Origin of the sequence: Streptomyces sp. NPDC058284 (assembly GCF_042881135.1) — a bacterium.
Lineage (GTDB): Bacteria > Actinomycetota > Actinomycetes > Streptomycetales > Streptomycetaceae > Streptomyces.
Map to the genome: position 1 here is coordinate 18706 of NZ_JBHVYE010000037.1, position 26135 is coordinate 44840.

27 protein-coding genes are annotated in these 26135 nt (G+C 71.9%); 16 read left to right on the forward strand and 11 right to left on the reverse strand.

The window, feature by feature from the left end; translation table 11 throughout:
* The first annotated feature begins 14 nt into the window (after positions 1-14).
* Positions 15-1076 carry a phosphatidylinositol-specific phospholipase C domain-containing protein gene (locus ACFVYR_RS34030; RefSeq protein ID WP_384258621.1) on the forward strand — a complete coding sequence of 354 codons (1062 nt, stop codon included), beginning with the start codon at positions 15-17 and terminating at the stop codon, positions 1074-1076.
* A 25-nt stretch (positions 1077-1101) separates the two neighbouring features.
* Here the strand turns inward: ACFVYR_RS34030 and ACFVYR_RS34035 are convergent, their stop codons facing one another.
* Entirely contained in the window at positions 1102-2058 is a 957-nt protein-coding gene (locus ACFVYR_RS34035) for an endonuclease/exonuclease/phosphatase family protein (RefSeq protein WP_384258624.1), read from the reverse strand.
* A 256-nt stretch (positions 2059-2314) separates the two neighbouring features.
* On the opposite strand from ACFVYR_RS34035, the gene ACFVYR_RS34040 reads away from it, so the two are divergent.
* The 3 genes from ACFVYR_RS34040 (at position 2315) to ACFVYR_RS34050 (ending at position 4720) form a co-directional block, all read left to right on the forward strand.
* Entirely contained in the window at positions 2315-3613 is a 1299-nt protein-coding gene (locus ACFVYR_RS34040; protein ID WP_384258626.1) for a cytochrome P450, read from the forward strand.
* Positions 3614-3703: 90 nt separating this feature from the next.
* The gene (locus tag ACFVYR_RS34045) at positions 3704-4387 is read left to right on the forward strand and encodes a DUF899 domain-containing protein (protein ID WP_384258628.1); all 684 of its coding nucleotides are present in this window, start codon (positions 3704-3706) and stop codon (positions 4385-4387) included.
* Positions 4388-4525: 138 nt separating this feature from the next.
* Positions 4526-4720: a hypothetical protein gene (locus tag ACFVYR_RS34050; protein ID WP_384258731.1), complete on the forward strand. Its 195-nt coding sequence runs from the start codon at positions 4526-4528 to the stop codon at positions 4718-4720.
* A gap of 86 nt (positions 4721-4806) precedes the next feature.
* On the opposite strand, the gene ACFVYR_RS34055 is transcribed toward ACFVYR_RS34050, so the two are convergent.
* Positions 4807-5256: a hypothetical protein gene (locus tag ACFVYR_RS34055; RefSeq protein WP_384258630.1), complete on the reverse strand. Its 450-nt coding sequence runs from the start codon at positions 5254-5256 to the stop codon at positions 4807-4809.
* A 108-nt stretch (positions 5257-5364) separates the two neighbouring features.
* Entirely contained in the window at positions 5365-5847 is a 483-nt protein-coding gene (locus tag ACFVYR_RS34060; protein ID WP_384258632.1) for an ATP-binding protein, read from the reverse strand.
* 157 nt (positions 5848-6004) lie between these two features.
* Between ACFVYR_RS34060 and ACFVYR_RS34065 the strand changes: the two genes are divergently transcribed.
* Both ACFVYR_RS34065 and ACFVYR_RS34070 read left to right on the forward strand, forming a co-directional pair.
* Positions 6005-6865, forward strand: a complete 861-nt coding sequence (locus ACFVYR_RS34065) for a helix-turn-helix domain-containing protein (protein WP_384258634.1) — start codon at positions 6005-6007, stop codon at positions 6863-6865.
* A 1-nt stretch (position 6866) separates the two neighbouring features.
* Positions 6867-7187 carry a DUF397 domain-containing protein gene (locus ACFVYR_RS34070; RefSeq protein ID WP_384258637.1) on the forward strand — a complete coding sequence of 107 codons (321 nt, stop codon included), beginning with the start codon at positions 6867-6869 and terminating at the stop codon, positions 7185-7187.
* 50 nt (positions 7188-7237) lie between these two features.
* Here the strand turns inward: ACFVYR_RS34070 and ACFVYR_RS34075 are convergent, their stop codons facing one another.
* Positions 7238-7717 (reverse strand): DUF1772 domain-containing protein, encoded by a 480-nt coding sequence (locus ACFVYR_RS34075; protein WP_384258639.1) that lies wholly within the window; start codon positions 7715-7717, stop codon positions 7238-7240.
* Positions 7718-7892: 175 nt separating this feature from the next.
* Here ACFVYR_RS34075 and ACFVYR_RS34080 point away from each other — a divergent pair, with 175 nt between their 5' ends.
* Both ACFVYR_RS34080 and ACFVYR_RS34085 read left to right on the forward strand, forming a co-directional pair.
* A complete protein-coding gene (locus ACFVYR_RS34080) occupies positions 7893-8552 on the forward strand; it encodes a uridine kinase (RefSeq protein ID WP_384258641.1) in 660 nt (219 codons plus the stop codon).
* A 133-nt stretch (positions 8553-8685) separates the two neighbouring features.
* Positions 8686-9120, forward strand: a complete 435-nt coding sequence (locus tag ACFVYR_RS34085) for a CBS domain-containing protein (RefSeq protein ID WP_384258643.1) — start codon at positions 8686-8688, stop codon at positions 9118-9120.
* Between the two features lie 43 nt (positions 9121-9163).
* On the opposite strand, the gene corA is transcribed toward ACFVYR_RS34085, so the two are convergent.
* The 3 genes from corA to ACFVYR_RS34100 form a co-directional block, all read right to left on the reverse strand.
* Entirely contained in the window at positions 9164-10309 is a 1146-nt protein-coding gene (corA, locus tag ACFVYR_RS34090) for a magnesium/cobalt transporter CorA (RefSeq protein WP_384258645.1), read from the reverse strand.
* Positions 10310-10417: 108 nt separating this feature from the next.
* On the reverse strand, positions 10418-11458 hold the full coding sequence (locus ACFVYR_RS34095) for a carbohydrate kinase family protein (RefSeq protein WP_384258647.1): 1041 nt from the start codon (positions 11456-11458) through the stop codon (positions 10418-10420).
* Between the two features lie 77 nt (positions 11459-11535).
* Positions 11536-12444, reverse strand: a complete 909-nt coding sequence (locus ACFVYR_RS34100) for a pseudouridine-5'-phosphate glycosidase (RefSeq protein WP_384258649.1) — start codon at positions 12442-12444, stop codon at positions 11536-11538.
* A 137-nt stretch (positions 12445-12581) separates the two neighbouring features.
* On the opposite strand from ACFVYR_RS34100, the gene ACFVYR_RS34105 reads away from it, so the two are divergent.
* Entirely contained in the window at positions 12582-12947 is a 366-nt protein-coding gene (locus tag ACFVYR_RS34105; protein ID WP_384258651.1) for a cupin domain-containing protein, read from the forward strand.
* Between the two features lie 231 nt (positions 12948-13178).
* Here the strand turns inward: ACFVYR_RS34105 and ACFVYR_RS34110 are convergent, their stop codons facing one another.
* The 3 genes from ACFVYR_RS34110 to ACFVYR_RS34120 form a co-directional block, all read right to left on the reverse strand.
* On the reverse strand, positions 13179-14441 hold the full coding sequence (locus ACFVYR_RS34110; RefSeq protein WP_384258653.1) for an MFS transporter: 1263 nt from the start codon (positions 14439-14441) through the stop codon (positions 13179-13181).
* A 156-nt stretch (positions 14442-14597) separates the two neighbouring features.
* Positions 14598-15152 carry a methylated-DNA--[protein]-cysteine S-methyltransferase gene (locus ACFVYR_RS34115; protein WP_384258656.1) on the reverse strand — a complete coding sequence of 185 codons (555 nt, stop codon included), beginning with the start codon at positions 15150-15152 and terminating at the stop codon, positions 14598-14600.
* 62 nt (positions 15153-15214) lie between these two features.
* Positions 15215-16141, reverse strand: coding sequence for a glycerophosphodiester phosphodiesterase (locus ACFVYR_RS34120; RefSeq protein WP_384258658.1), 927 nt, complete (start codon positions 16139-16141; stop codon positions 15215-15217).
* Between the two features lie 275 nt (positions 16142-16416).
* Here ACFVYR_RS34120 and ACFVYR_RS34125 point away from each other — a divergent pair, with 275 nt between their 5' ends.
* The 7 genes from ACFVYR_RS34125 to aroQ all read left to right on the forward strand — a co-directional run bounded on the left by ACFVYR_RS34125 (position 16417) and on the right by aroQ (position 25434).
* The gene (locus tag ACFVYR_RS34125) at positions 16417-17301 is read left to right on the forward strand and encodes an MHYT domain-containing protein (protein WP_384258660.1); all 885 of its coding nucleotides are present in this window, start codon (positions 16417-16419) and stop codon (positions 17299-17301) included.
* Positions 17302-17417: 116 nt separating this feature from the next.
* The gene (gene uvrB, locus ACFVYR_RS34130) at positions 17418-19577 is read left to right on the forward strand and encodes an excinuclease ABC subunit UvrB (protein ID WP_384258662.1); all 2160 of its coding nucleotides are present in this window, start codon (positions 17418-17420) and stop codon (positions 19575-19577) included.
* Between the two features lie 156 nt (positions 19578-19733).
* A complete protein-coding gene (locus ACFVYR_RS34135; protein WP_384258664.1) occupies positions 19734-20312 on the forward strand; it encodes a TerD family protein in 579 nt (192 codons plus the stop codon).
* 118 nt (positions 20313-20430) lie between these two features.
* Positions 20431-22425, forward strand: coding sequence for a TerD family protein (locus ACFVYR_RS34140; protein WP_384258667.1), 1995 nt, complete (start codon positions 20431-20433; stop codon positions 22423-22425).
* Positions 22426-22735: 310 nt separating this feature from the next.
* Entirely contained in the window at positions 22736-23722 is a 987-nt protein-coding gene (locus tag ACFVYR_RS34145) for a TerC family protein (protein WP_384258734.1), read from the forward strand.
* 93 nt (positions 23723-23815) lie between these two features.
* Entirely contained in the window at positions 23816-24916 is a 1101-nt protein-coding gene (locus ACFVYR_RS34150; protein WP_384258669.1) for a calcium:proton antiporter, read from the forward strand.
* A gap of 53 nt (positions 24917-24969) precedes the next feature.
* Positions 24970-25434, forward strand: a complete 465-nt coding sequence (gene aroQ / locus ACFVYR_RS34155) for a type II 3-dehydroquinate dehydratase (RefSeq protein WP_384258671.1) — start codon at positions 24970-24972, stop codon at positions 25432-25434.
* Between the two features lie 39 nt (positions 25435-25473).
* On the opposite strand, the gene ACFVYR_RS34160 is transcribed toward aroQ, so the two are convergent.
* Positions 25474-26130, reverse strand: a complete 657-nt coding sequence (locus tag ACFVYR_RS34160; protein WP_384258674.1) for an MBL fold metallo-hydrolase — start codon at positions 26128-26130, stop codon at positions 25474-25476.
* Between the last annotated feature and the right edge of the window lie 5 nt (positions 26131-26135).

A 26135-nucleotide genomic window follows, 5' to 3' on the forward strand; every position in this document is an offset into this window, starting at 1 on the left:
GGGCGGTGGGCGTGATGGTGCGCAAGGGTGTGAGAGGGCTGCTGGTGGGGGCTCTCGTGGGCTGGGGCGTGCTCGGCGGCGCCGGGGCCGGGGCCTCGGCGGGGCCTCGCGGTGCCGATGACCCGGCGCCGGGCTCGGCCTACTCCGCCACCACCGGCGTCGGCGTCCACAACGCCTACGAGAAGGCGAAGTACCCGTACTTCGCCGACGCCCTCGACTCCGGCGCCGCCATGCTCGAACTCGACGTGTGGACCAACGCGTTCGGCAGCGGATGGCGGGTGTCCCACAGCAACCCCGTCGGCAACGACAACAACTGCGAGAACGCCCAGAGCCCCGCCGAGCTGCGCACCAAGGCGCGCAACCAGAGCCTCGCGGGGTGCCTGAAGGACATGCGCAGCTGGCACGAGGCGCACCCCGGTCACCGTCCGGTCCTCGTGAAGGTCGAGTTGAAGGACGGGTTCCAGGGCAGGCGCGGGCGCGGGCCCGCCGACCTGGACGCGCTCCTCACCGGCGTACTCGGCGACGCCGTCTACCGCCCCGGTCAGCTCGCGGCCGGACACACCGGTCTCGACGACGCCGTACGGGACAAGGGCTGGCCGGTCCGCGCCGAGCTCGCGGGCAAGTTCGTGGTCGAGCTGATCCCCGGCACCGTCGAACAGGGCAACCCCGCCGACACCCTCTGGACGGACCGCGAGTACGCCACCCATCTGCGCGACCTCGCCGCCGCCGGCCGCCTCGGCGAGGCCGCGGCCTTCCCCGCCGTGCTCGGGGCGCAGGCGGGCGATCCGCGCGAGCGGTACACGGACGCGTCGATCCGGCCGTGGTTCGTGCTGTTCGACGGGGACGCCGCCGCGTACGCGGGCGGCGCCATCGACACCCGCTGGTACGCCGACCGGCGCTACCTCGTCGTCATGACCGACGCCCACGGCGTCGCCCCGGCCATTGACGGGACGCGGCCGACCGAGGCGCAGGCCAGGGAGCGGGTCGCGCTGCTCGCGAAGAAGCACGCCAGCATCGTCTCCGCCGACTGGTACCCGCTTCCCGGCGTCCTCTCCACCGTGCTGCCACGCGGCTGAACCCACCCATGACGCAGGGGGCGTGTCAAGGCTGGATGGTGATCCACACCGGCGCGTGGTCCGATCCCGCCGCCTCCCTGCGTACCGCCGGATCCCCGTCCGCGACCGAAGGCAGCGCGGTCGCCGCGGCACCCGGCGCGCCCGTGCCCGCGGACCGCACCTGGTCGAGGAGGCCCCGGCTCACGAGGATGTGGTCGATGAGTTCGCGGTGGCCGGCGTGGATGCGGGAGAAGCGCTGTTCGGGCGGGATCAGCGGGGCGACGTCCCACAGCCGCGCCGCGTCGCCCCTGTCCGGGCGGTCGTGGCCCGGCGTGCCGATCTCGGAGCCCGGCGGACCGAGCAGCATCTGCGTCGTCGCCGCGCCGACCTCGTCGTTGAGGTCCCCGACCACCGCGACCCGGTGCTCGCGACCGTCACCCCGCAGCAGCCGGTCGGCGAGCGCGCGCACCGCGGTCGCCTCGGCCGTGCGGCGGTACAGGGCGTAGGCGCCGTACCGGGCCCGCTCGCCCTCGTCACGCGGCTGGAAGCGGCCGTCGGGGTACGACAGGAGCTTCGACTTGAGGTGGCAGACGACCACGTCGAAGAGGAACGCCCGCGTCGACACCGTCACCGCGAGGATCCCGCGCCCGGACCGCCCCGTCGTCCGGCCCGCGTCGTCGACCTGCACCGGACGCACCGCTTCCGGGAACCCGGCCTCGTCGGCGACGACGGTCACCGGCAGGCTGGTGAGGAAGCCGACGCGGATGCCGCGGTCGTCCGCGTACCGGGAGAGTGTGACGTGCCAGGTGCCGTCCAGCAGGCCCGCCAGGTCCTCCAGGGCGGCGGGGTCGCCGACCTCCTGCACGCCGAGGACGTTCGGCTTCAGCGCGGTGACCGTCGCGGCGAGCGAGGCCAGTTTCGCCTCGTACGCGGCCTTGTCCCTGGGGCCGAACTCGCCGCCGGGCCGGTAGAGGTTCTCCAGGTTCCACGTGCCGATGATCATGACCGACTCCCTTGTCCGCCCCGTGCCCGCAAGGTCAGCGTGCCCGCTGGAACGGCTCCGCGACAGGGCCGCCGGATGCGCACTCGCACTACCGTGAAGAGATGACGCCGCCTCCCGCGCCCGGCCCCGCCGGACTCATCACGCGCTCGGCGCGCGGCTCGCCTGCGCCGAGATGATCCGCGGCGGCGTCACCACCTTCGCCGCGGAGGGCGGGGCGGCCCGGCGGCCGCTCCCGAACGCTCCCTAGGGTTGGCACATGGCGATCACCCCTTTGGACCCGGGCACCCCTCCAGGCTCGACCAACCCGTCAGGTCCTGCTACCTCTTCAGGCCCGACCACCCCGTCGGACCCTGTCATCCCTTCGGACCCGCAGCACCAAGACCCCGCCGAGGGCCTCCTCGACGACCCGTACGCCGCGTACGCACGGCTGCGCGACACCGCGCCCGTGCACCGCATCACCGGCACCGACGGCAACCCCGCCTGGCTCGTCACCCGGTACGACGACGTGCGCGAGGCGCTCGCGAACCCCCTGCTCTCGCTCGACAAGAGCCACGCGCTGCCCGGGAGTTACCGCGGTTTCGCCCTTCCGCCCGCCCTGGAGGCGAACCTGCTCAACATGGACCCGCCGGACCACACCCGCATCCGCCGCCTGGTCGGCCGGGCCTTCACCCGACGCCGGGTCGAGCGGCTGCGCGCCCCCGTCCGCAGCGCCGCGGACGCCCTCCTCGACGCCGTCGAGCCGCACGGCCGCGCCGACCTGATCTCCGCGTACGCCGCACCGCTGCCGATCACCGTCATCTGCGACCTGCTCGGGGTGCCGGGCGACGCGGGCCGTCTCGACCTGCGGGGCTGGACCGACGCCCTCGTGGCACCCGACCCCGCGCACCCCGAGAAGACCAAGGAAGCGGTCGTCTCCCTGCTCGCCTTCTTCACCGGCCTCCTCGCGGAGAAGCGCCGGAACCCCGCCGACGACCTCCTCTCCGACCTGATCGCCGTGCGGGACGAAGCGGCGGACCGGCTGAGCGAGGACGAGCTGATGTCGCTCGCCTTCCTCATCCTCTTCGCCGGATACGAGAACACCGTCCAGCTCATCGGCAACGCCGTGCTCGCCCTCCTCGACCACCCCGAACAGCTCGCCGCGCTCCGGGACGACCCGGCCAAACTCCCCGCCGCCGTCGAGGAGTTCCAGCGCTACGACGGGCCCGCGCCGCTCTCCATCCGCCGCTTCCCCCTGGCGGACATCACGATCGCGGGCGTCACCGTGCGGGCCGGTGAGACCGTGCTGCTCTCCCTGAACTCGGCCAACCGTGACCCCCGCCGCTTCCCCGACCCCGACCGCCTCGACCTCGGCCGCGACGCCACCGGCCATCTCGCCCTCGGCCACGGCATCCACCACTGCCTCGGCGCACCCCTCGCCAGGCTGGAGACCGCGATCGCGCTCGGCGCCCTCATCGAGCGCTTTCCGCGCATCGCGCTCGACGTGCCGAGGGACGAGCTCCGGTGGCGGCCCACCATCCGTGCGAGGGGGCTGCTCGAACTCCCGGTGATTCTCTGAAACTTCTTCGCCGGCGAGCGATGAGTTCCGCGAACCCCGCAGGTCCACCCTTCGCAGACGTACGCGCCCGAAGGGTGGAGGAGACACACCATGGGACTTCCGGACATCGTCACGCGCGAGGAGTGGCTCGCCGCGCGTGAGGAGCTGCTGGCCAAGGAGAAGGCCGCCACCCGCGCACGCGACGCGCTCAACGCCGAACGGCGCGGGCTGCCGATGGTCGAGGTCGACAAGGAGTACTACTTCGACGGTTCCGACGGGAAGGCGACGCTGCTCGACCTCTTCGACGGCAAGGACCAACTGATCGTCTACCACTTCATGTTCGCCCCGGAGTGGGACGCGGGATGCCGCAGCTGCTCCGGGTTCCTCGACCAGATCGGGCACCTCGCGCACCTGCGGGCCCGCGGCACGAACTTCGTCGCCGTGTCGCGCGCCCCGTTCACCAAGCTGCTGACCTTCAAGGCCCGCATGGGCTGGACCGTGCCCTGGTACTCGACCAACGGTGGCGACTTCAACTACGACTTCCTGGCCTCCTTCGCCGAGGAGCCCCGGGACGTGCCCGCCGTCAACTGCTTCCTGCGGTACGGCGACCGCGTCTTCCACACGTACGCGACGTTCGCCCGCGGCCTGGACGGCCTCGGCTCCACCACCAGCCTCCTCGACCTCACCGCGCTCGGCCGTCAGGAGGAGTGGGAGCGGCCGGCGGGGCGTGCGTCGGCGCTCGGGGCGCCGGCGGGCAGTGCGCGGGTGCGCTACCACGACGAGTACGAGGACTGACTCGGCCCGAGACCCCGGGAGAACCCTGGGAAATGCCCCGACCGCGTCTCAGTTCGGTCACGTCGCGAGTCCATGACGCCGTTCCGCGCGTTCTCCTCGGTACAGGGAACGAACCGAACGGCACGGGGGACAGGGATGATGATGAACGGACGCATGGTGCTCGAACGATTTCCCGCGGGCGGACCGCGCGGTTCGTGGCCCGCGGAGGAGTTCGCGCGGGCCCGCCGGCAGGAGGGCCAGGACGCGGAGGTCGTGATGGACCTCGCATCGGACACCTTCCTGGTGACGGTGCGAGCCCCTGGGCCCACGGGGGAACTGGCCGCCGTCGCATAGGACTCGGAGGCGCGGGGAAGCGACTCGGAGGTGCGGGGAAGCGATTCGGAGGTGCGGGGAACCGCCCACCCGGCCGGGCGGAACCTTCACGCGCTGAGGGCCCGGGACCACCCCGGCGTCGTCCCCGTCACCCGGCACAGCGCCAGATACAGCGGAATCGGCGGAGTGTAGGGAACGTCGTCCGCGGGACGGTTGATCAGCACCGGACGGCACTCCGGGTCCCGCACCACCGCTCCCGCCGAATAGGCGACAGGCGCGGGCCACTCCATGGCGACGTCGGAGTCGGCGGGCACGATCCACCACCAGCGCGCCCCGTCCTCGTACACGCATCCCACCCGGGGCAGCCGGGACATCAGACCGGGTCCGAACGCCGCGGGCACCGCCACCGCGTCACGGCCCAGCGGCTCGGTCATGCCCGCGGGCAGATCGAGCCGCGGAGGTGGCGAGGTCGGTGCCGGCCTCCCGGCGCGCTGTCGTTGCCGCGACAGGCGGACCAAGGTGTTCAGATCCAACGGCCGTACCGTACCCGCGCTCACATGCCCCCCGCCCGCATCACTGCCACGTTCGATCGTTCCGTTCCACGCACACGCCTGCGCGCATGCGCCGCTACGTACACACCGCGACGTACGCGACTACGTACACGTCTACGTACATGTCGCTCTCGGCAACTCCGCCCACACCGTGAGCCCGATACCGGGCCCCGCGTCGTGGACGCCCCACGCGCTGCTCACCGCGTCGACAAGAAGCAGTCCCCTCCCGTGCTCCTCGTCGGCCCCCCTGTGTACCGGGCGCGGCATGCCTGACCCGCACCCTTCATCACGTACGGCTATGCGCAGCTTCTCCGGATCTGCGCAGAGCTCGCAGATGATCCGCCTGCTCGCGGTGTGCACCACGGCGTTGGTGACCAGTTCGGAGATAACGAGTGCCGCCGCGTCGCAGGCGTCGTCGTCGCGCACCGCCCACCCGTCCAACTGTTCCAGCATCAGGCGTCTGGCCTGTGCGACGGAGCCGGGACGTGGTGCGAGGGCGAAACTGACGCAGACCTCGGCGTCCTCGGGCCGCGTCTCGGCGAGAACGCCGGGACGGCCTTCGGTGGCTTCGGTTCGTAACGGCGCGGGCGGAGTCACGTTCTCCACTATCGCCCCGCCCAGAACACCTTGGCAAGGGCCACTCTGAAATGTGCACAGTGGCGTGTCCCTCCGTGGCGGCGCATGGCACACTGCTCGCTACAGCCGCGGTGCGGTGTGAGTTGAGGCAACGCGCCAGTCAGGTGGAGGAGCAGACGTGAGCGAACCGCGGTCCGCGCCGACCGTCGGCCAGGTCGTTCTCGGTCGTCGCCTGCAGGATCTGCGCGAGGGCGCGGGTCTCAAGCGCGAGGAGGCCGCGAAGATCCTGCGCGTCGCCCCCGCCACCGTCCGCCGCATGGAGACGGCCGAGGTCGCGCTGAAGATCCCCTATCTCCAACTGCTCCTGAAGTCCTACGGCGTCGCGGACGATGAGGCCGAGGCCTTCGTGACGCTCGCCGAGGAGGCCAACAAGCCCGGCTGGTGGCAGCGGTTCCACGACATCCTGCCGGGCTGGTTCAGCATGTACGTCAGCCTGGAGGGCGCCGCCAGCCTCATCAGGTCCTACGAGCCGCACTTCGTCCCCGGGCTCCTGCAGACCGAGGAGTACGCGCGCGGCGTGATGCGCTCCGGTGCCATCGGCCAGACCCGGCCCGCGGACATCGAGCGTTACGTGGCGCTGCGCATGGAACGCCAGGCGCTGCTCACCCGTGCGGACGCGCCCCGGCTGTGGGTGGTCATGGACGAGACGGCGCTGCGCAGGCCGGTGGGTGAGCCCGAGGTGATGCGGGCCCAGATCGACCGGCTGCTCGAAGCCGCCGAGCTGCCCCATGTCACCCTGCAGATTGCGACGTTCGCGGCGGGCCCGCACCCGGGCACGTACGGACCGTTCGTGCTCTTCCGCTTCGCCATGGCGGAGCTGCCCGACATGGTCTACAGCGAGTACCTGACCGGCGCCGTCTACCTGGACGCGCGCAAAGAGGTGGCCACCCACCTGGAGGTCATGGACCGCATGGCGGCGCAGGCCGCCACCGCACAACGCACGAAGGAGATCCTCCGGGACCTCCGCAAGGAGCAGTGACATGGACCGACATCGAGCCGGAACGCGCCCCGCCGGTCCGCGTTCACCGGGCGGCCGCGACGACTCGCGAAGCGAGGCCCGCGCCGAATCCCGCATCTACAACGGTATGCCCGCCCGCGACCTCGGTACCGAGGGCTGGCACAAGCCGTGGAGCGGCGGCAACGGCGGCAACTGTCTGGAGGCCATGAAGCTGGCCGACGGCCGCGTCGCGGTGCGCCAGTCCACCGACCCCGACGGTCCCGCGCTGATCTACACGCGTGGAGAGATCACCGCGTTCATCCAGGGGGCGAAGGCCGGGGAGGCGGACTTCCTGCTGTCGTGATCCGGCGCGGGGCCCAACGGCTGACCGCGACCACCGGCCGCGGGGCCCGCTCAGGTCAGGCCGAGGATGAACGAGGCCGTCGCGGCGAGTGCGGCGACACCCCGGACGTGGTTCCAGGCCGTCCACTGACGTACGTACGAACGCCAGTACGCGGCGCCCTCCGCGCTCTCCGGGTCGACCTTGGCGAGGGCGTCGTTGCGCGGAATGTTCGCCACCACCGTCACCCCGAAGGAGCCGACGAGGTACAGCACGCTGCCGAGCAGCAACTCGACGGTGCCCTCGTCCGGCCAGAGCACGAACGTCACCACGGCGAGCACCGCGCAGAGCCCCGTCGCGCCGAGGAACACGGTCATGAAGGCCGGGGTGACCGCGGCGACGTTGATCCGGTTCATCGCGGCGATGCCCTGGGCCGGGGGCAGCGCCGCGAGGCCGGGCATGACGAAGGTCGAGAAGGCGGCGAACACTCCGGCGGCGAGGCCGCAGGCGAGCGCCCCGAGCACGGTGAGCACGAAGTACGGACCATCGATCATGGCAACTCCCGTGGGGGCGTGAGCGGTGACGACGGGTGGCGCCCGCCGGGCTCCGAGTGATCCTGCAGCGCGGTTCCGCGCACCACAAGTCAATTGCCACCGGCCCGCGAAGGCCATACGCGATCCTCGCGCGCCCATACGCCACCGTCCCGGCCCGCGGGCACCACCGGGCATCATGGGGCCCGTGCGACTCGAACCGATCACCTGGGAACGGCTGGCCGACACCCTCGCCGACCACCTGCTCCACCTGAAGAGGGCCGACGGCGGCCCCTGGCCGCGGGTGGCCGTCGACGGGGCACCGGTCGGCGGCACGGGCGGCACCGGCGAGCTGGCGCGCCGGGTGGGCGACGCGCTGCGCCTGCGGGGGCGCGACGCGCTCGTGGTCGGCACGGAGGGTTTCCTGCGGCCCGCCTCGCTGCGGTTCGAGTACGGCCGCGAGGACGTGGAGACGTACTACGGCGGATGGTTCGACACCGGTGCGCTGTGGCGCGAGGTCCTCGGGCCGCTCGACCCCGGCGGCACGGGGCGAGTGCTGCCCGATCTCTGGGACCCGGTGGCCGACCGCGCGACCCGCAGTCCGTACGTCCCGCTCGCGCCCGGCGGAACGCTGCTGCTGCACGGGCCGCTGCTCCTCGGCCACTGGTTCCCGTTCGACCTGACCGTGCACGTGCGGCTCTCGCCCGGCGCCCTGCGGCGGCGCACACCGGAGGGCGAGCGGTGGACGCTGCCCGCCTTCGAACGGTACGAGGACGAGGTGGGCCCCGCCGCCGTGGCCGACGTGGTGGTACGGGCGGACGACCCGAGGCACCCGGCGTGGAGCGGGCTGCCGACGTGAGGGCGGGGGGGGCGGTGCTGGCCGCGGTGGCTGCGGATGCGCCGTGACCAGGGCGCCTGGAGAATGTAGGGGCGCCGGGACCAGCGGTGCCTCCGCGCCGCCTGCGGACACTTCCCGGCACCGGGAGGTAGTGATGACCACCGCCGGAGACATCATGCACCGGGGCGCCCAGTGGATCCCCGAGCACGAGACGCTGGACCGCGCCGCCCAGCTGATGCGCGAACTTGACGTGGGCGCGCTGCCCATCAGCGACGAGAACGAACGGCTCTGCGGCATCCTCACCGACCGCGACATCGTCGTCGGCTGTGTGGCCATGGGACACGACCCGGCCCACATCACCGCGGGCGACCTGGCCAAGGGCACCCCGCGCTGGATCGAGGCGGACGCCGACGTGGGCGAGGTACTCCGCGAGATGCAGGACCATCAGATCCGCCGGCTGCCGGTGATCGAGAACAAGCGGCTGGTCGGCATGATCAGCGAGGCCGACCTGGCCACTCATCTCACCGATGACCAGCTCGCGGGCTGGGTCGAGAGCGTCTACGCGAAGGGCGGCCGGGGCCGGGGCTAGAGCGAATCCCCGGAAGGGGGGGCGGGGGCCGGGTGGGGGGGGATCACAGCCAGCCGTTCCGCCGGAAGCCGCGGTACAGGGCGACACAGGCTGTCGCGATCAACGACATGACGAGCGGATAGCCGAACTGCCAGTGCAGCTCGGGCATGTGGTCGAAGTTCATGCCGTACATGCCGCAGACCATCGTCGGCACCGCGACGACCGCCGCCCACGCGGTGATCTTCCGCATGTCCTCGTTCTGCGCGACGGTCACCTGCGCGAGATGCGCCTGGAGGATCGAGTTCAGCAATTCGTCGAAGGCGGCGATCTGTTCGGTGGCCCGCTTCAGGTGGTCGTCGACGTCCCGGAAGTACGCCTGTATCTGCGGGGCGATGAGCCGCATGGGCTGGGTGGCGAGGATCTGGAGCGGGCGGCCGAGCGGCACCACCGCCCGCTTCAGTTCGAGCAGTTCGCGCTTGAGCTGGTAGATGCGGCCCGGGTCGGTCCGCTGGCCGTCCGGGGCGAACACGTCCGTCTCGACCTGGTCGATGTCCGACTGCACGGCGTCGGTCGCCGCGAGGTAGTCGTCGACGACCTGGTCCGCGATGGCGTGCAGCACCGCGGCGGGTCCCTGGGCGAGCTGTTCGGGGGACGCCTCGAGCTCCTCGCGCAGCGGACCGAGCGAGCCGTGCCGACCGTGCCGGACCGTGATGACGAACTCCCGGCCGATGAAGACCATGATCTCGCCGGTGTCCACGACCTCGCTGGTCGCGGTCAGTTCGGCGTGTTCCACGTAGCAGACGGTCTTGAACACGGCGAACAGCGTCTGGTCGTACCGCTCCACCTTCGGGCGCTGGTGCGCGTGCACCGCGTCCTCCACCGCGAGCGGGTGCAGACCGAAGAGGTCGGCGACGTCCGCGAACTCCTCCTCCGTCGGCTCGTGCAGCCCGAGCCAGACGAAGCCGTCACCGCTCTTGCGGACCTGCTCCACCGACTCGACCAGATCGCGGTCCGGCGGCCGGCGCACGCCGTCCCGGTACGTCACGCAGTTCACCACCGACGAGCCCAGCGGGGAGCGGGCCGGGTGGCTCAGGTCGACACGGGCACGGCGCCTGCCCAGGCGTGCCATCTTCCTGAGGCCGCCGACCCCGCGCAGGCCGCCGACCCTGCGCAGGCTTCCGACCCTGCGCAGATTGCCTGCCATCGACATATGGGCTCCTCGCACCGACGACTTGACGTGCCAGTCTGCCAGGACGCCCCGAGGCCGTGCCAAGACCTGTGGGAACGGAATGCTCCGCTCCCGTTGCCCGAGGCCCGTTCACGGGCCGACGCCACGGGTCGGCGGTATCGCGACGCCAGGGGGCTCCTCCAAAGGCCCTTCCGGTGGCCTGCCGCCGATCACCTCCACCGCCCGCGCCCCCGCCCCGCACCCCTGCGCCGCCGCCTCGCAGAGCCCCGCCCCGTTCAGCCGCGCGGCGAGGAACGCGCCGGTGAACGCGTCGCCCGCCCCCGTCGAGTCGCGCACACGCGCAGGCTCCGCGACGGTGCGGCCGAGCACCTTGCCGTCCCGCGCCACCAACGCCCCCTCGGCGCCCAGCTTGACGACCACCGCAGGGAAGCGGCTGCTGAGCTTCGACGCCGCGTCCGAGGGGTCGGACAGTCCGGTCAGCAGCTCCGCCTCGTCGCGGCTCGGCAGCAGCACGGCCACCCCGCCCACCGTCGAGAGGAACCGCTCCGCGCCCGTCTCCGCTAGGAACCCCGCCGACGCCGGATCCACGGTGACCGGCACCCCACGCGCGCGAGCCGCCGCCAGCGCCGCACGGGCCGCGGCCCGGCTCGGCCCGGCGAAGAACAGGTAGCCGGACAGGTGCAGCAGGGCCGCGCCGTCGAGCAGTTCGGGCGACCAGTCGGCGGGGGAGAGCCGCAGCGAGGCACCGCTGTCCGTGAGGAACGTCCGCTCCGCCCCGGCGCCCTCGTCCACCAGGCAGATCACCGTCCCCGTCGGCGCCCCGGCATCGACGACGAGCCGCGGACGCACACCCGCGCGCGTGAGCGCGGCCTCGTGCCACGCCGCCGCGTCGGCGCCGACCCGGCCGAGGAGCCGTACGTCCGGACAGCCCCAACGCGCCGCCCAGCAGGCAACGTTTGCGCCCGCGCCGCCCGGCACCGTACGGATGACGGCGGCCGTGTCGGTGGCGGGCGTGAGCGCCGTACGGTGCCGGGCCACGATGTCCGTCACGACGTCCCCGACCACCAGCAGCCCGCCCGGACGTACGCGCGTGGGCGTCCCCGCGAAACCGGCCCGCGGACTCGAGACCCGGCCCGGTCCGCCGACGCCCGGCCCGCCGTGGGAGCCCACGGGAGGCACCGTCTCGCGCGGCACCACCCCGCCCGGCCCTTCGCCCGCCCCCGTACTCCCGCCCCCGTCCGCCGCCCTCACCGCCCGGCAGCCCAAGCGCGCGCGATCCGCCCGGCGAGGCGCGCGTTGCCGCGGACCGCCGCGAGGTTCGCCTCCAGGGACGCGCCCCGGGTCCGCCGCACCAACTGCTCCAGCAGGAACGGCGTGATCGCCTGCCCCGTGATGCCCCGCTCCTCGCACTCATCGAGCGCTTCGGCGAGCACGCGCGCGTGGAGGGCGGGATCGAGCTGCTCGTCCCGGGGGACGGGGTTGGCGACGACCAGCGCCGATCCCGGGCCGCCCAGCCCGTCCTGAGCCCGCATCACCTCGGCGGCCTCCCCCGGCGTGCGCAGCGTCCAGTCCACCGGGTGACCGGAGTCGGCGAGGTAGAAGCCCGGAAAGCGGTCGGTGCCGTAGCCCGCCACCGCGACGCCCAGCGTCTCCAGGCGCTCCAGCGTCGCCGCCACATCCAGGATCGACTTCACGCCCGCGCACACCACGGTGATCCTGGTGCGGGCGAGCAGCCCCAGATCGGCGGACTCGTCCTGCGTCAGCGTCCACTGCCGGTGCACCCCACCGAGCCCGCCCGTGGCGAACACCCGTACGCCCGCACGCGCGGCGAGCAGCGCGGTGGCCGATACCGTCGTCGCCCCGCTCGCGCCCGTCGCGACCGCGAGCGGCAGATCCCGGTGGCCGAGCTTGCGGATGCCGTCCTCGTCCGCGACCCGGGCCAACTGCCCCTCGGCGAGGCCGACATGGGGTATCCCGTCCAGGACGGCGATCGTCGCGGGTACGGCGCCCTCGTCCCGTACGACCGCTTCGAGCTCCTCGGCCACCTGGAGGTTGCGCGGGCGCGGAAGGCCGTGCGCGATGATCGTGGACTCCAGGGCCACCACGGGGCGTCGCTCCGCCACGGCCGTCTGCACCTCGTCGGACACCACCAGCACGGGCCTGCCTCCTGCCTGTCGGTCCTGTTGGTCCATCCTTGGCGGGCCGCGCGCCCCCGCAAACCCCCGGCTGGGCGTGGAGAAGGAGGCCGCCCCCCGCCGAGCCGCCGCCCGACTCCCGGCTAGGGTGACCGGCCATGACCACGAATGATCAAACTGTTGCGTCTTTTGCCGTGCACATTCCGGATGTCGAGCTGGAGGCCGAACCGCTCGAAGCGGAGCAGATCGTCTCCGGTGACCCTGTGGTGACCGGCAAGGTGCTGTGGGAGTCCGCCGATGGCAAGCAGCTGCGCGGGATCTGGCAGATCACGCCCGGCGTGGTCACCGACACCGAGGCCAACGAACTCTTCGTGGTCGTCAGCGGCCGCGCCACTGTCGAGGTCGAGGGCGGCGACACCCTGGAGATCGGTCCGGGCGACGCCGCCGTGCTGCGCGAGGGCGACCGCACCACCTGGACCGTGCACGAGACGCTGCGCAAGGCATACCACATCACCCTGCCCTGACCGCCCGCCCCGGTGTCAGAGCCTGTCTTTGAACCCCCGTCGTCCGCGCGAAGCGCGGGCGCAGCGGTGGATTGGGGCCTCCCCTGCTCGAGCGGAGCCGAGAGCTTGGGGAAGCGTTCGATCGGTGTGCGGAGTTCCAGGTCATGTGGCGGAGCCACCTGTCCTGGGGCTCCGTGCGCCTAGGGCGCGTGCCGGGCGTCGGGGCGCAGACGGGGGTTCAAAGACAGGCTCTCAGGCCTTCGCGACCGCCCTGCGCACCGCGAGCGCGGCCATCGGCAGCAGCAGGCAGACGCCGACGAGGTTGAGCCAGCCGTAGCTCGCCCGCGCCACGATCAGGCCCGCGGCGGCGCCGCCGATGCCCGCCGCCGCGTTCATCGTCAGGTCCGACAGGCCCTGCACGGCGGCCCGGGCGGGCGGCGGCACCGAATCGGTGAGCAGCGCGGAGCCGGAGACCAGGCCCGCGGACCAGCCGAGGCCCAGCAGGGAGAGGCCCGCGGCGGTCTGGGCGTGGCTGGGCCCCGCCGTACCGGCGAGCAGCGCGGCGCAGCACAGGAGGCCCACCGCGAGGCCGATCACGGAGAGCCGGCCGAACCGGTCGGCGAGCCACCCCATCACCGGCGAGAACGCGTACATGCCCGCGATGTGGCCGCTGATGACCAGGCCCACCAGTTGCAGGCTCGCGCCGTGGTGCCCCAGGTCGACCGGGGTCATCACCATGATCGAGACCATCACCGTGTGCGAGGCGGCCACCGTCACCAGGGCGAGCCTGGCCATCGGGGACGCCGCGACCGCGGCGACACCGGCCTTCAGCGAACGGCTCCGCGCGGACCCGCTCTCCTGCGGGGCCAGCGCGCGGGCGGTGAGCAGCGGATCGGGCCGCAGCAGGACCGCCACCACCAGTGCGGCCATCGCGAAGATCCCCGCGGCGAAGAGGAAGGGTCCCGCCTCCTCGGAGAGGGAGGTGCCGGTGAAGACACGGCTGGCGGGCGCGGAGATGTTCGGCCCGAGGACGGAGCCGATGGTGGTGGCCCAGATGACGTGGGAGATGGCCCGCCCGCGCCGGTCGGGCTCGACGAGGTCGGCCGCCGCGAACCGCGCCTGCAGCGTGGCGAGCGAGCCCGCGCCGAAGGCCGCCATGCCGAGCAGCAGCAGGGCGAAGCTCCCGGCGACCGAGGCGAGCACCACGAGCCCCGCGCCCAGTGCGCCGATCACATAGGCGAGGACGAGCCCGGCACGCCGTCCGCGCGCGTTCATCAGCGCGGCGAGCGGCAGCGAGAGCAGGGCCGTGCCTGCCACGGAAGCGGTCGGCGCGAGACCGGACAGCGCCTCCGTCCCGCTCACGTCGGTCGCGAGGACCGGAGCCAGCGTGATGCCGATCGGCACCCCGAGGCCGCCCAGTATCTGGCCGGCGATCAGCACCGCGTTCGTGCGGCGGCGCAGGGCGGCCAGCGCCTCCGGCGTGGCTATGTCAGGGGCGTCGACGGTCGAGGTCACTGACGCAGTGTGCCAGTGCGTTCCTGCGCAGGGAACACGCCCGGGAACGGGGCCGGGACGGGGGGGGGCCGGGACGGGGGCCGGGAACTGGGGGCACGGGACTGGGGGCAGGGCTCACGCCCGTCGCGGGCCCCCGGGGCCGGCCGCGGCGCGGCTTCAGAAGAGCGGCTGCGGCAGCACCCCCTCCAGGGCGAGCAGCTGCCGCTTGGTCTTCAGGCCGCCGCCGAAGCCGCCGATGCCTCCGTCGCGCTCCACCACGCGGTGGCAGGGCACCACCACCGGCAGCGGATTGGCGCCCATCGCGAGACCCACGGCCTGGGCCGCGCCCGGCTGGCCGACGCGGCGGGCCAGGTCGCCGTAGCCCGCCACCGAGCCGTACGGCACCCCGGCGACGAGCTCGCGCAGCACCTGGCGGTTGAAGCCGGAGATCAGGGACCAGTCGAGCGGCAGCTCGAAGTCGCGGCGCCGGCCCGCGAAGTACTCCGCGAGCTGGCGTATCGGCTCGGCGAGCAGGGGGGAGTGCGGCGCGTGGACCGGCTCGGCCCCCAGTCGGGAGCCGAGCCGGTCCAGAACCTTGTCACGCACCGCCCCGGTCGCGTGGAAGGCCACGGTGACCAGGCCTTCGCCGGTCGCGGCGAGCAGCAGCGGGCCGATGTCGCTGTCGACGACGGCCCACACGGCCGCACGCCGGTCCTGCGCAGAGGCGTTCATGCCGACCACCGTACGGCCGCCCACTGACAACGCGGCCGCGGCCGGGGTCCGCCAGCCGCCCGTCAGCCCTTGCGCAGCGCCCTGCGTACGACGTCGGGCGTGTTGGTGATGATCCCGTCCACGCCGAAGCCCGCAGCGCGCACCGTGCTCGTGGCGTCGTTGACGGTCCAGGTGAAGATCTCAAGAGGCTTGCCGTGCGGGCCCTTCACGGCGTGGAGCGCGGAGACGTAGTCGGCCGAGATGGTCGTGTGCGAGGCGTTGATCTGGTCGGCGAACCGCGCGTACGACGGCAGTTCCGCGACCGCGGGCGTGCCGAGGAAGCCGGTCTTCACATCGGGCCGCATGGCGTGCACCGTCTTCACGCTGTCGGCGCTGAAGCTCTGGATGACCAGCTTGTTCCTGACGTGCTGCCGGTCGAGCCAGCCCTCGTTGCGCAGGATCCGCAGGCCCTGCCGCTCGATCCCGGGGTACAGCTCGGGCTTCTTGAACTCGAAGACCAGGCTCTGGTGGTTGCGCGAGACCCGCCGCATGTACTGCTCCAGGGTCGGTACGCGCTGACCGGCGAACTTCGGGCTGAACCAGCTGCCCGCGTCGAGCTTCGCGATCTCCGCCGCGGTGAAGTCGCCGACCTTCCACGGGGCCCGGTCGGGGTAGACCTCCTCGACGTTCGTGGTCCGCTTCAGGGTGTCGTCGTGCACGATCACCAGCTCGCCGTCCTTGGTCCGCTGGACGTCGTTCTCCACCCAGCGGAAGCCCATGTCGCGGGCCTTGTCTATCGCCGCCAACGTGTTCTCGGGCGCGTAGGCGGAGGCGCCGCGGTGCGCGACCACCAGGGGAGTGCGGTAGCCCTTGGCGCCCGGTACCGCGGGGTTCTGCGTCGCGGGGGCTTTCGCGGCGGGGGTCTGCGCGGTGGCGGTCGAGGCGGGCAGGACGAGTGCCGCCGCGGCTCCGAGGAGGGCGGCGGTGGTGGCGACAGCGCGTGCGTACACGGGTACTCCTCGCGTCGTGAGATCGCGGACCGGTCGAGAGTGACAGCCTGCGGCCAACGGGAGACAGGTGCAGGATGGCCACAGGTTGAACGAAGTCGCCGAAGACGAGGACCCCGCGCGTGGGGAACGCGATTCTTTGCCGGAAAATCGTTCGTAGGTTCCGGCCTGAGCTTTACTCTCTGCCTCAGCAGACGGCCTTTCAGATGGCCGCCGGCAGGGGGTGCATGGAACGTTTTCAGGGCTTTTGGGCACAACAGGCGGAAGGGCTACCGCGCATGCAGGGCACGGTCGACGGGTTCAGCTACGGAGTCGTCACACCGGTGGTGGCCTATCTCATGGCCTGCCTGGGAGGAGCGCTCGGCCTGCGCTGTACTACCAGATCGCTGCTCGTGGCGCACTCCTGGCGGCCCGGCTGGCTGGCGCTCGGATCGGCGGCGATCGGTTCCGGCATCTGGACGATGCACTTCGTGGCGATGATGGGCTTCACCGTGGAGGAGGCCCCGATCCACTACGACAAGGCGCTGACCTTCGCGAGCCTCGCCGTCGCCATCCTCATGGTGGGCATCGGCATCTTCATCGTCGGCTACCGCGGCGCGACGGGCACCGCCCTCTTCACCGGCGGAACGGTCACCGGCCTCGGTGTCGCCTCGATGCACTACCTGGGAATGGCCGGTATGCGCCTTCGCGGGACGCTGGAGTACAACACCCTGACCGTCGCCGCCTCCGTGGTGATCGCCATGGTCGCCGCGACCGCCGCGCTCTGGGCGGCCGGACAGGTCAGGGGCTTCCTGTGGAGCCTCGGCGCCAGCCTCGTCATGGGCCTGGCCGTGAGCGGCATGCACTACATGGGCATGGCGGGGCTCAGCGTCCATCTGCACGGCTCGGACGCCGCGCCGCCCGGGGACTCGCCCGCGGAGATCCTCGCGCCCATGATGATCGGGCCGCTCGCGTTCCTGCTCCTGGCGGGCGTGATCGTGATGTTCGACCCGCTCATGATGGCGGGCGGCCAGGCCGACGTCAGGAACCCCGCGAACGGCGCCCGTGCCCGGCAGCCCTACCCCGTACCCCGCTCGGGCGACCGCCACGTACCGCCCGCCCGCCGCCGGAGCCGCCCCCGTCCCCGCACCCGCCCCGGCTCCCGCACCCCGCAGAACTGGTGAGCCGCGGCGGAGACCGCCCGGCGCCCGGGGGCGAGGGGCTGCGGGGCTGAGGCGCTGAGAGCCATTGAGCGGCCGATCCCGCCCGGTTGTCAGTGGTGGGTCGTACGGTTGATTCCATGCGGCCCGTATCCAAGATCGAACGCACGGTGGCACCCTTCGAGGTCGTCAGCCCGTACCAGCCCAGCGGTGACCAGCCGGCGGCCATCGCCGAGCTGGAGCGACGCATTCGCGCAGGCGAGAAGGATGTCGTCCTCCTCGGCGCGACCGGCACCGGCAAGTCGGCCACCACCGCGTGGATGATCGAGAAGCTCCAGCGCCCCACCCTGGTGATGGCACCGAACAAAACACTGGCCGCCCAGCTGGCGAACGAGTTCCGCGAGCTCCTGCCGAACAACGCGGTGGAGTACTTCGTCTCGTACTACGACTACTACCAGCCCGAGGCGTACGTCCCGCAGTCGGACACCTACATCGAGAAGGACTCCTCGATCAACGAGGAGGTCGAGCGCCTGCGCCACTCCGCCACGAACTCGCTGCTCACCCGGCGCGACGTGATCGTGGTCGCCTCCGTCTCCTGCATCTACGGCCTGGGCACCCCCCAGGAGTACGTGGACCGGATGGTCCCGCTCAAGGTCGGCGAGGAGATCGACCGCGACCAGCTCCTGCGCCGCTTCGTCGACATCCAGTACACGCGCAACGACCTGGCGTTCACCCGCGGCACCTTCCGCGTCCGCGGCGACACCATCGAGATCTTCCCGGTCTACGAGGAGCTGGCCGTCCGCATCGAGATGTTCGGTGACGAGATCGAGGCGCTCTCAACCCTCCACCCGCTCACCGGCGAGGTCATCAGCGACGACGACCACCTGTACGTCTTCCCGGCCTCGCACTACGTCGCGGGCCCGGAGCGCATGGAGAAGGCGATCAACGGCATCGAGAAGGAGCTCGCCGAGCGCCTCGCCGAGCTGGAGAAGCAGGGCAAGATGCTGGAGGCCCAGCGCCTGCGCATGCGCACCACGTACGACCTGGAGATGCTCCGCCAGATCGGCTCCTGCTCCGGCATCGAGAACTACTCGATGCACTTCGACGACCGCGCCCCCGGCACCGCGCCCCACACCCTCCTCGACTACTTCCCCGAGGACTTCCTCCTGGTCCTGGACGAGTCGCACGTCACGGTCCCCCAGATCGGCGCGATGTACGAGGGCGACGCCTCCCGCAAGCGCACCCTCGTCGACCACGGCTTCCGGCTCCCGTCCGCCCTGGACAACCGCCCGCTGAAGTGGGAGGAGTTCCTCGGCCGCATCGGGCAGACGGTCTACCTCTCGGCGACCCCGGGGAAGTACGAGCTCTCGCGCGGCGACGGCTTCGTCGAACAGATCATCCGCCCCACCGGCCTCATCGACCCCGAGGTCGTCGTCAAGCCCACCGAGGGCCAGATCGACGACCTGGTGCACGAGATCCGCCTGCGCACCGAGAAGGACGAGCGCGTCCTGGTCACCACCCTCACCAAGAAGATGGCCGAGGACCTCACCGACTACTTCCTCGAACTGGGCATCCAGGTCCGCTACCTGCACAGCGACGTCGACACCCTGCGCCGCGTCGAGCTCCTGCGCGAGCTGCGCGCCGGTGAGTACGACGTCCTGGTCGGCATCAACCTCCTGCGTGAGGGCCTCGACCTGCCCGAGGTCTCCCTGGTGGCGATCCTCGACGCCGACAAGGAAGGCTTCCTGCGCTCCGGGACCTCCCTGATCCAGACCATCGGCCGCGCCGCGCGCAACGTCTCGGGCCAGGTCCACATGTACGCGGACAAGATCACCCCGGCGATGGAGAAGGCCATCGACGAGACCAATCGCCGCCGTGAGAAGCAGATCGCGTACAACACGGAGCGGGGCATCGATCCGCAGCCGCTGCGCAAGAAGATCAACGACATCGTGTCGGCGATCGCGCGCGAGGAGGTCGACACCGAACAGCTCCTCGGCTCCGACTACCGCAAGCCGAAGGCGGGCAAGGGCGCCAAGGCCCCGGTGCCCTCGCTCGGCCACGAGACGGCCGCGGCCGGCAAGGCCGCGCCCGCCAAGGCCAGGGCCAAGGGCAAGAAGGCCGCCGGGACCGTCCCCACCGACCGCCCCGCGGCCGAGCTGGCCGAGCAGATCGAGGAGATGACCGAGCGCATGCGCGCGGCCGCCGCCGACCTGCAGTTCGAGATCGCCGCCCGGCTGCGTGACGAGGTGTCGGAGATGAAGAAGGAGCTCCGCCAGATGAGGGAGGCGGGACAGGCCTAGAAACCCCTTCGGGGCAGGGGGGAACGGCGTACTGCCCGGTCTGTTGCAAAGCCGCCACAAAGTGCTGCCCGGATTGAGGTTGCGCAGGTCGCACTGCATAGGGTGCTGGGCAACCGCAAGAGGCGGTTGCCCAGGCAGTACGAGAGGGGACAGCGCGTGACGGTCAACATGACCAAGGGTCAGGCCATCAGCCTGCAGAAGGACGACGGGGGCGCCCTGTCCGCGGTGCGCATGGGACTGGGATGGCAGGCGGCCCCGCGCCGCGGACTGTTCGGCTCGCGCACCCGCGAGGTCGACCTGGACGCCTCGGCGGTGCTGTTCGCGGACAAGCAGCCGATCGACGTCGTCTTCTTCCGTCACCTGGTCAGCGACGACGGCTCTGTGCGCCACACCGGCGACAACCTCGTGGGCGGCGTCGGCAAGGGCGGCGACGACGAGGCGATCCTGGTCGATCTCCAGCGGGTCCCCGTCCACATCGACCAGATCGTCTTCACCGTGAACTCCTTCACCGGCCAGACCTTCCAGGAGGTGCAGAACGCGTTCTGCCGCCTGGTCGACGAGACCAACGGTCAGGAGCTCGCCCGCTACACCCTGGACGGCGGCGGCCAGTACACCGCCCAGGTCATGGCGAAGGTCCACCGGGCCGGCGCGGGCTGGCAGATGACGGCCATCGGCACCCCCGCCAACGGCCGCACCTTCCAGGACCTGATGCCGTCGATCCTGCCGCACCTGTGAGCGCGCCCGCGGGCCGCGCCTGACAGCACGCCGGTACGTCAGCACGCCGGTATGCCAGCACGTCAGTACGTACGAAGTACGAGGGCTCGCGGGAGCCCTTCGAGGGGGAACGAACGCGATGACGGCCGAGCTGGTGCGGGGGCAGAACCACCCGCTTCCCGGAAACCGCCTGGAGATCCGTGTATCGGCCGGAAAGCCGGTCGTGGCGGGCGCCACGCTCGGCGACGAGCGGGGCAAGGTCCACGGCGTGGAGTGGGTGGCCCACCCCGGTTCGCCCGTCCTGCCGGGGCTCGAAGTGTCCAGGCAGGCGGCGGCCGACCACCGCCTCGCCGTGGACCTCGGCGCCCTGCCGGACACCGTCCACCGGGTCAGCGTGCTGCTCGCCCTGCCCGTCGGCGCCGGGGGACCGGGCACCTTCCGGGCGCTCGCCGCCCCCTTCGTCGCGGTCACCACGCTGGACGGCACCGAGGCCGCGAGCTACACCATCACCGACCTGGACACCGAATCCGCGGTCGTCGCCCTGGAGCTCTACCGGCGGCAGGGCGCCTGGAAGGTCCGCGCCGTCGGCCAGGGGTACGCGGGCGGCCTCGCCGAGATGCTCGCCGACCAGGGCCTGCCCGAGGCCCGCGAACTGGCCGCGGCGATCGACGACGCGGTGGCCCGTGGCCTGGCCCGCTCGGTGGCCCCGCCGCCCCGCCCGGCCGACGACACCCGCGTACGCACCGGCGCCCAGGGCCGGACGACGGCCCCCGCGCACGGGCGGCCCGACCCCGCGAACGGGCAGGCCGCCCCGGCGCACGGCGGGCCCGCTCCCGTACCCGGCCAGAACGTTCCCGAGCAGGGCCACCAGGCTCCGTCCTCGCCCCCGCCGCACCCCCACGCCGACGACGGCGCAGGACCCGTCGACTACACCCACCCGGGGCGCCGGCCTGCCGCGCCCCCGACACCTCCGCCCACCGTGCCCCCGGCCCGGCCGGGGCAGCCCGCCCAGCCCGTCGCGGGGGACGCCACCGGCTGGTCGATGGAGGAGCGGCTCTACAACCAGGTGTGGGGCATGTTCGAGGACCTGGCCCGCACCACGGCGGCGTACCGCAGCGCCGTCGACTTCGCCGACTCCCGCATGGAGCAGGAGCTCGACAAGGTCCTGTCCGATCCGCGTGGCCGCATCGGCGGCACGGGCGACGCCGCGCGCGAGAGCGCCCGCGCCAGGCACGCCGATCTCGTGGAGCGGGCCAGGGCCGCCCTCGACCGCGACCTGACCCAGCTCGCCGCCGAGGCCGACGTGGTCGAGCCCGCCCTGCCCCTCGCGTTCGCGGCGTGGAGCAGCCCCGTCTGGCACGCCTACCGCGCGCCGATGGAGATCCCGATGGCGCTGCGCGTCGGCGATCTCCACCTCCCCGAGCGCGTCGACCTGCGGATCCCGATGCTCGTCCGGCTGCCCCTTGAGCGCGGCCTGTGGATCGACAGCGGCAAGGCCCTCACCAACCACGCCACCGACTCCACCGAACTGCGCCGCCTCGCCGTGGACACCGCCGTCGCGCACGCGGCCCGGCTGCTCGCGGCCTATCCGGCGGGCGAGTTCCAGGTGCACGTGATCGACGCGGCAGGGGCCGCGACGTCCGCGTTCGCGCCGTTGGTGACGTCCGGTGTACTGGCGGGACCGCCGGCCGCCGGCGCCGCCGGGGTCTCCGAGGTCCTCGGCAGGCTCACCCAGCGCGTCGACCTGGTCCAGATGGCGGTCCGCGGCGGCGCGGCCGACGCGCTGCCCCCGGACCTGGACACCGCCGAGCAGCTCCTGATCGTCAACGACTTCCCGCACGGTTTCGACGACCGCGCCGTGAACCGGCTGCGCTACCTCGCGGACGAGGGCCCGGCCGTCGGCGTCCACCTCATGATGGTCGCCGACCGGGAGGACGCCGAGGAGTACGGGCCGCTCCTCGACCCGCTGTGGCGTGCGCTGCTGAGGCTGACGCCGGTGCCCGACGACCACCTGGCCGATCCCTGGGTCGGCCACGCCTGGACGTACGATCCGCCGGTGTTCCCGCAGGGCAGCCAGGTCCTGCGGCGGGTCCTGGAGCAGGTGGCCACAGCCCGGCGCAACGGCGGTCGCTGACTTCGCGGCAGGGCCTCCACGCCCCCCTCGCCGCCGCCCGGCCGTTGCCGGTAAAGCGACTTTCTCCTCCCCTGACCTGGTCTTTTGGTTCTTGTTTGCCGACCCCTTTACCAAACCTTGGTGTTTCGCGTAGGCTTCTGTCAGCGGAGGGGAGTACTCCCGGCTGCGACGTACCCGTCAATACGGACCGCCATCGGTCCCGGGGCGTCGGCCCGATTCACGGCGGAGACCGCCTCGGGTGGAAGAGACCTCCGGCAGCGACGACGCTGATCAGTAGCCGTACGACGCCGGAGGCGCAGTGGACGTATCAATGGCCATGTGGGTGACGACCGTTCTCGGTCTGTGTGCCCTGATCGCGGTCGACTTCTTCATCGGGCGCAAGCCCCACGACGTATCGATCAAGGAAGCCGGAATCTGGACGGTCGTCTGGATCGTCCTCGCGGCGCTCTTCGGCGTGGGCCTGCTGGTCGCGGGCGAGAGCCAGGCGTCCGGCGAGTTCTTCGCCGGCTTCATCACCGAGAAGTCGCTCTCCGTCGACAACCTCTTCGTCTTCATCCTGATCATGGCGAAGTTCTCGGTGCCCTCGCACCTCCAGCAGCGCGTGCTCCTGTTCGGTGTCCTGATAGCCCTGGTCCTGCGAGCGATCTTCATCGCCGCGGGCGCCGCGGTCATCGCCAACTTCTCCTGGGTCTTCTACATCTTCGGCGCGTTCCTGATCTACACCGCCTGGAAGCTCATCCAGGAGGCACGCTCCGACGACGAGGAGGAGGAGTTCGAGGAGAACCGCCTCCTGAAGTCCATCGAGAAGAAGTTCGGCGTCTCCGACCGGTACGAGGGCACGAAGCTGTTCATCAGGAAGAACGGCAAGAAGATCATGACGCCGCTCATGGTCGTCATGCTCGCCATCGGCACCACCGACGTGCTCTTCGCGATGGACTCCATCCCGGCGATCTTCGGCCTCACCCAGGACCCGTACATCGTCTTCACCGCCAACGCCTTCGCCCTGATGGGCCTGCGGCAGCTGTACTTCCTCATCGGCGGACTGCTCAGGAAGCTGGTCCACCTCAGCTACGGCCTGTCGGTGATCCTCGGCTTCATCGGCGTGAAGCTCGTCCTGCACGCCCTGCACGAGAACGGGGTGCACGTCCCCGAGATCTCCATCCCGGTCTCGCTCGGCGTCATCTGCGGTGTCCTGGTGATCACGACGATCACCAGCCTCATCGCCTCGAAGAAGCAGGAGCAGCAGGCGGCGGCCGAGGACGCCGACGCCGCGCGCAAGGACAGCATCGAGGCCTGACAGCCCGTCTTTGACAGTCGCTCACAGCCGCCGCCGGGCACCGGCGGCGGCCACCGAGTAGCGGCACCCGAGCGCCCGGGGCAGCATCGAGTCATGGTCACTCGGCTCCGGGCGCTCGGCATGCAGTGGACGGCCGTGGTGCCGGTCCTCGCGATCGTTCTTCTCGCGCTCACCTGGGGGCGCGATCTGCCGGGCGCCCTCGTCGCCCTGGTGACGCTGATCCTCGCCGGAGCGGTGCTCGCCGCTGTCCACCACGCCGAGGTGATCGCCCACCGCGTCGGTGAACCCTTCGGCTCACTCGTCCTCGCGGTCGCGGTGACCATCATCGAGGTGGCGCTCATCGTCACCCTCATGGCCGACGGCGGCGACAAGAGCGCCACCCTCGCGCGGGACACCGTCTTCGCCGCCGTGATGATCACCTGCAACGGCATCGTCGGACTCTGCCTCCTGGCGGGCGCGCTGCGCCATCGAACCGCCGTGTTCAACCCCGAGGGCACCGGGGCCGCCCTCGCGACCGTCGCCACCCTGGCCACGCTCTGCCTGGTCCTGCCGACGTTCACCACCACCAAGCCGGGCCCGGAGTTCTCCACCGCACAGCTCACCTTCGCCGCGATCGCCGCGCTCATCCTGTACGGGCTCTTCGTGACGACCCAGACCGTCCGCCACCGCGACTACTTCCTGCCCCTCACCCGGGAGGGCGACGTCATCGACGCGGACGGCCACGCCGAGGGCCCCACGGCCCGCGACGCACTGATCAGCCTCGGGCTGCTCGCCCTCGCCCTGATCGGCGTGGTCGGCCTCGCCAAGGGCGTCTCACCGACGATCGAGTCGGGCGTGGAGAGCGCCGGCATGCCGCACGCCGTGGTCGGCGTGATCATCGCGCTCCTCGTACTGCTTCCCGAAACGATCGCGGCCGTGCGTGCCACCCGCCGCGACCGCGTGCAGACCAGCCTGAACCTCGCCCTCGGCTCGGCGATGGCCAGCATCGGACTGACCATCCCGGCCGTCGCCGTCGCCTCCGTATGGCTCTCCGGGCCGCTCGTGCTCGGCCTCGGCGCTACCCACATGGTGCTGCTCGTCCTCACGGTGGTCGTCGGCACGCTCACGGTCGTGCCGGGGCGTGCCACACCGCTGCAGGGCGGCGTCCACCTGGTCCTTTTCGCGGCCTACCTGGAGCTGGCGATCAACCCCTAGCAAGGCCACGGGGGCCCTTCGGTGGTGTCCGGGGCGCGTGATAGACCTCCGGTATGACGCGCAGCCTCGCCACCGCCCCGATCATGATCCTGAACGGCCCGAACCTGAACCTCCTCGGCCGGCGCCAGCCCGAGATCTACGGCACCGACACGCTCGCCGACGTCGAGGCCCTCTGCGCCGCGGCCGCCGCCGCGCACGGCGGCACCGTGGACCTGCGGCAGAGCAACCACGAGGGCGAGTTGGTCGACTGGATCCACGAGGCGCGCGAGCACCACGCGGGCATCGTCATCAACCCCGCGGCCTACTCGCACACGTCCGTCGCGATCCTGGACGCCCTCAACACCTGTGACGGGATGCCGGTGCTGGAGGTGCACATCTCCAACATCCACCAGCGCGAGGCGTTCCGGCACCACAGCTACGTGTCGCAGCGCGCCGACGGCGTCATCGCGGGATGCGGGGTGCAGGGGTACGCGTTCGCGGTGGAGCGGGTGGCGGCGCTGGTCGCCGCGGGCGCGTGACGCGTACCCCCAGTACTCCCGGGTCGGTACTCCCGGGTCTCACCAGCCCCGCGCGCGCCACTCGGTGAGGTGCGGCCGCTCGGCGCCGAGCGTCGTGTCGCCGCCGTGGCCCGGGTAGACCCACGTCTCGTCCGGCAGCGTCCCGAAGATCTTCGTCTCCACGTCGTCGATGAGGCTCGCGAAGGCGTTCGGATCCTTCCAGGTGTTGCCGACGCCGCCCGGGAAGAGGCAGTCGCCGGTGAACACGTGCGGGTGCCCGTGCGGGTCGTCGTAGACGAGCGCGATGGAGCCGGGGGTGTGGCCCACCAGGTGGCGTGCGGTCAGGGTGATCCGGCCGACCGTGACCGTGTCGCCGTCGTCCACCAGGACGTCCGTGGGGACGGGGATGCCCTCGGCGTCCTCGCGGCCCGCGTACGTCCGCGCACCGGTGGCCGCCACGACGGCGGCCAGGGCCTGCCAGTGGTCTCCGTGCTGATGCGTGGTGACGACGGACGCGATGCCGTCGTCACCGATCAGCGTCAGCAGTGTCTCGGCGTCGTTCGCCGCGTCGATCAGCAGCTGCTCGCCGGTGGCCCGGCAGCGCAGCAGGTAGGCGTTGTTGTCCATCGGCCCGACCGCGACCTTCGAAATCATCAGGTCCGGCAGCTCGTGCACATCCGCGGGTCCGCCGACCTTCACCGCTCCGCTGTACGTCATGTGCG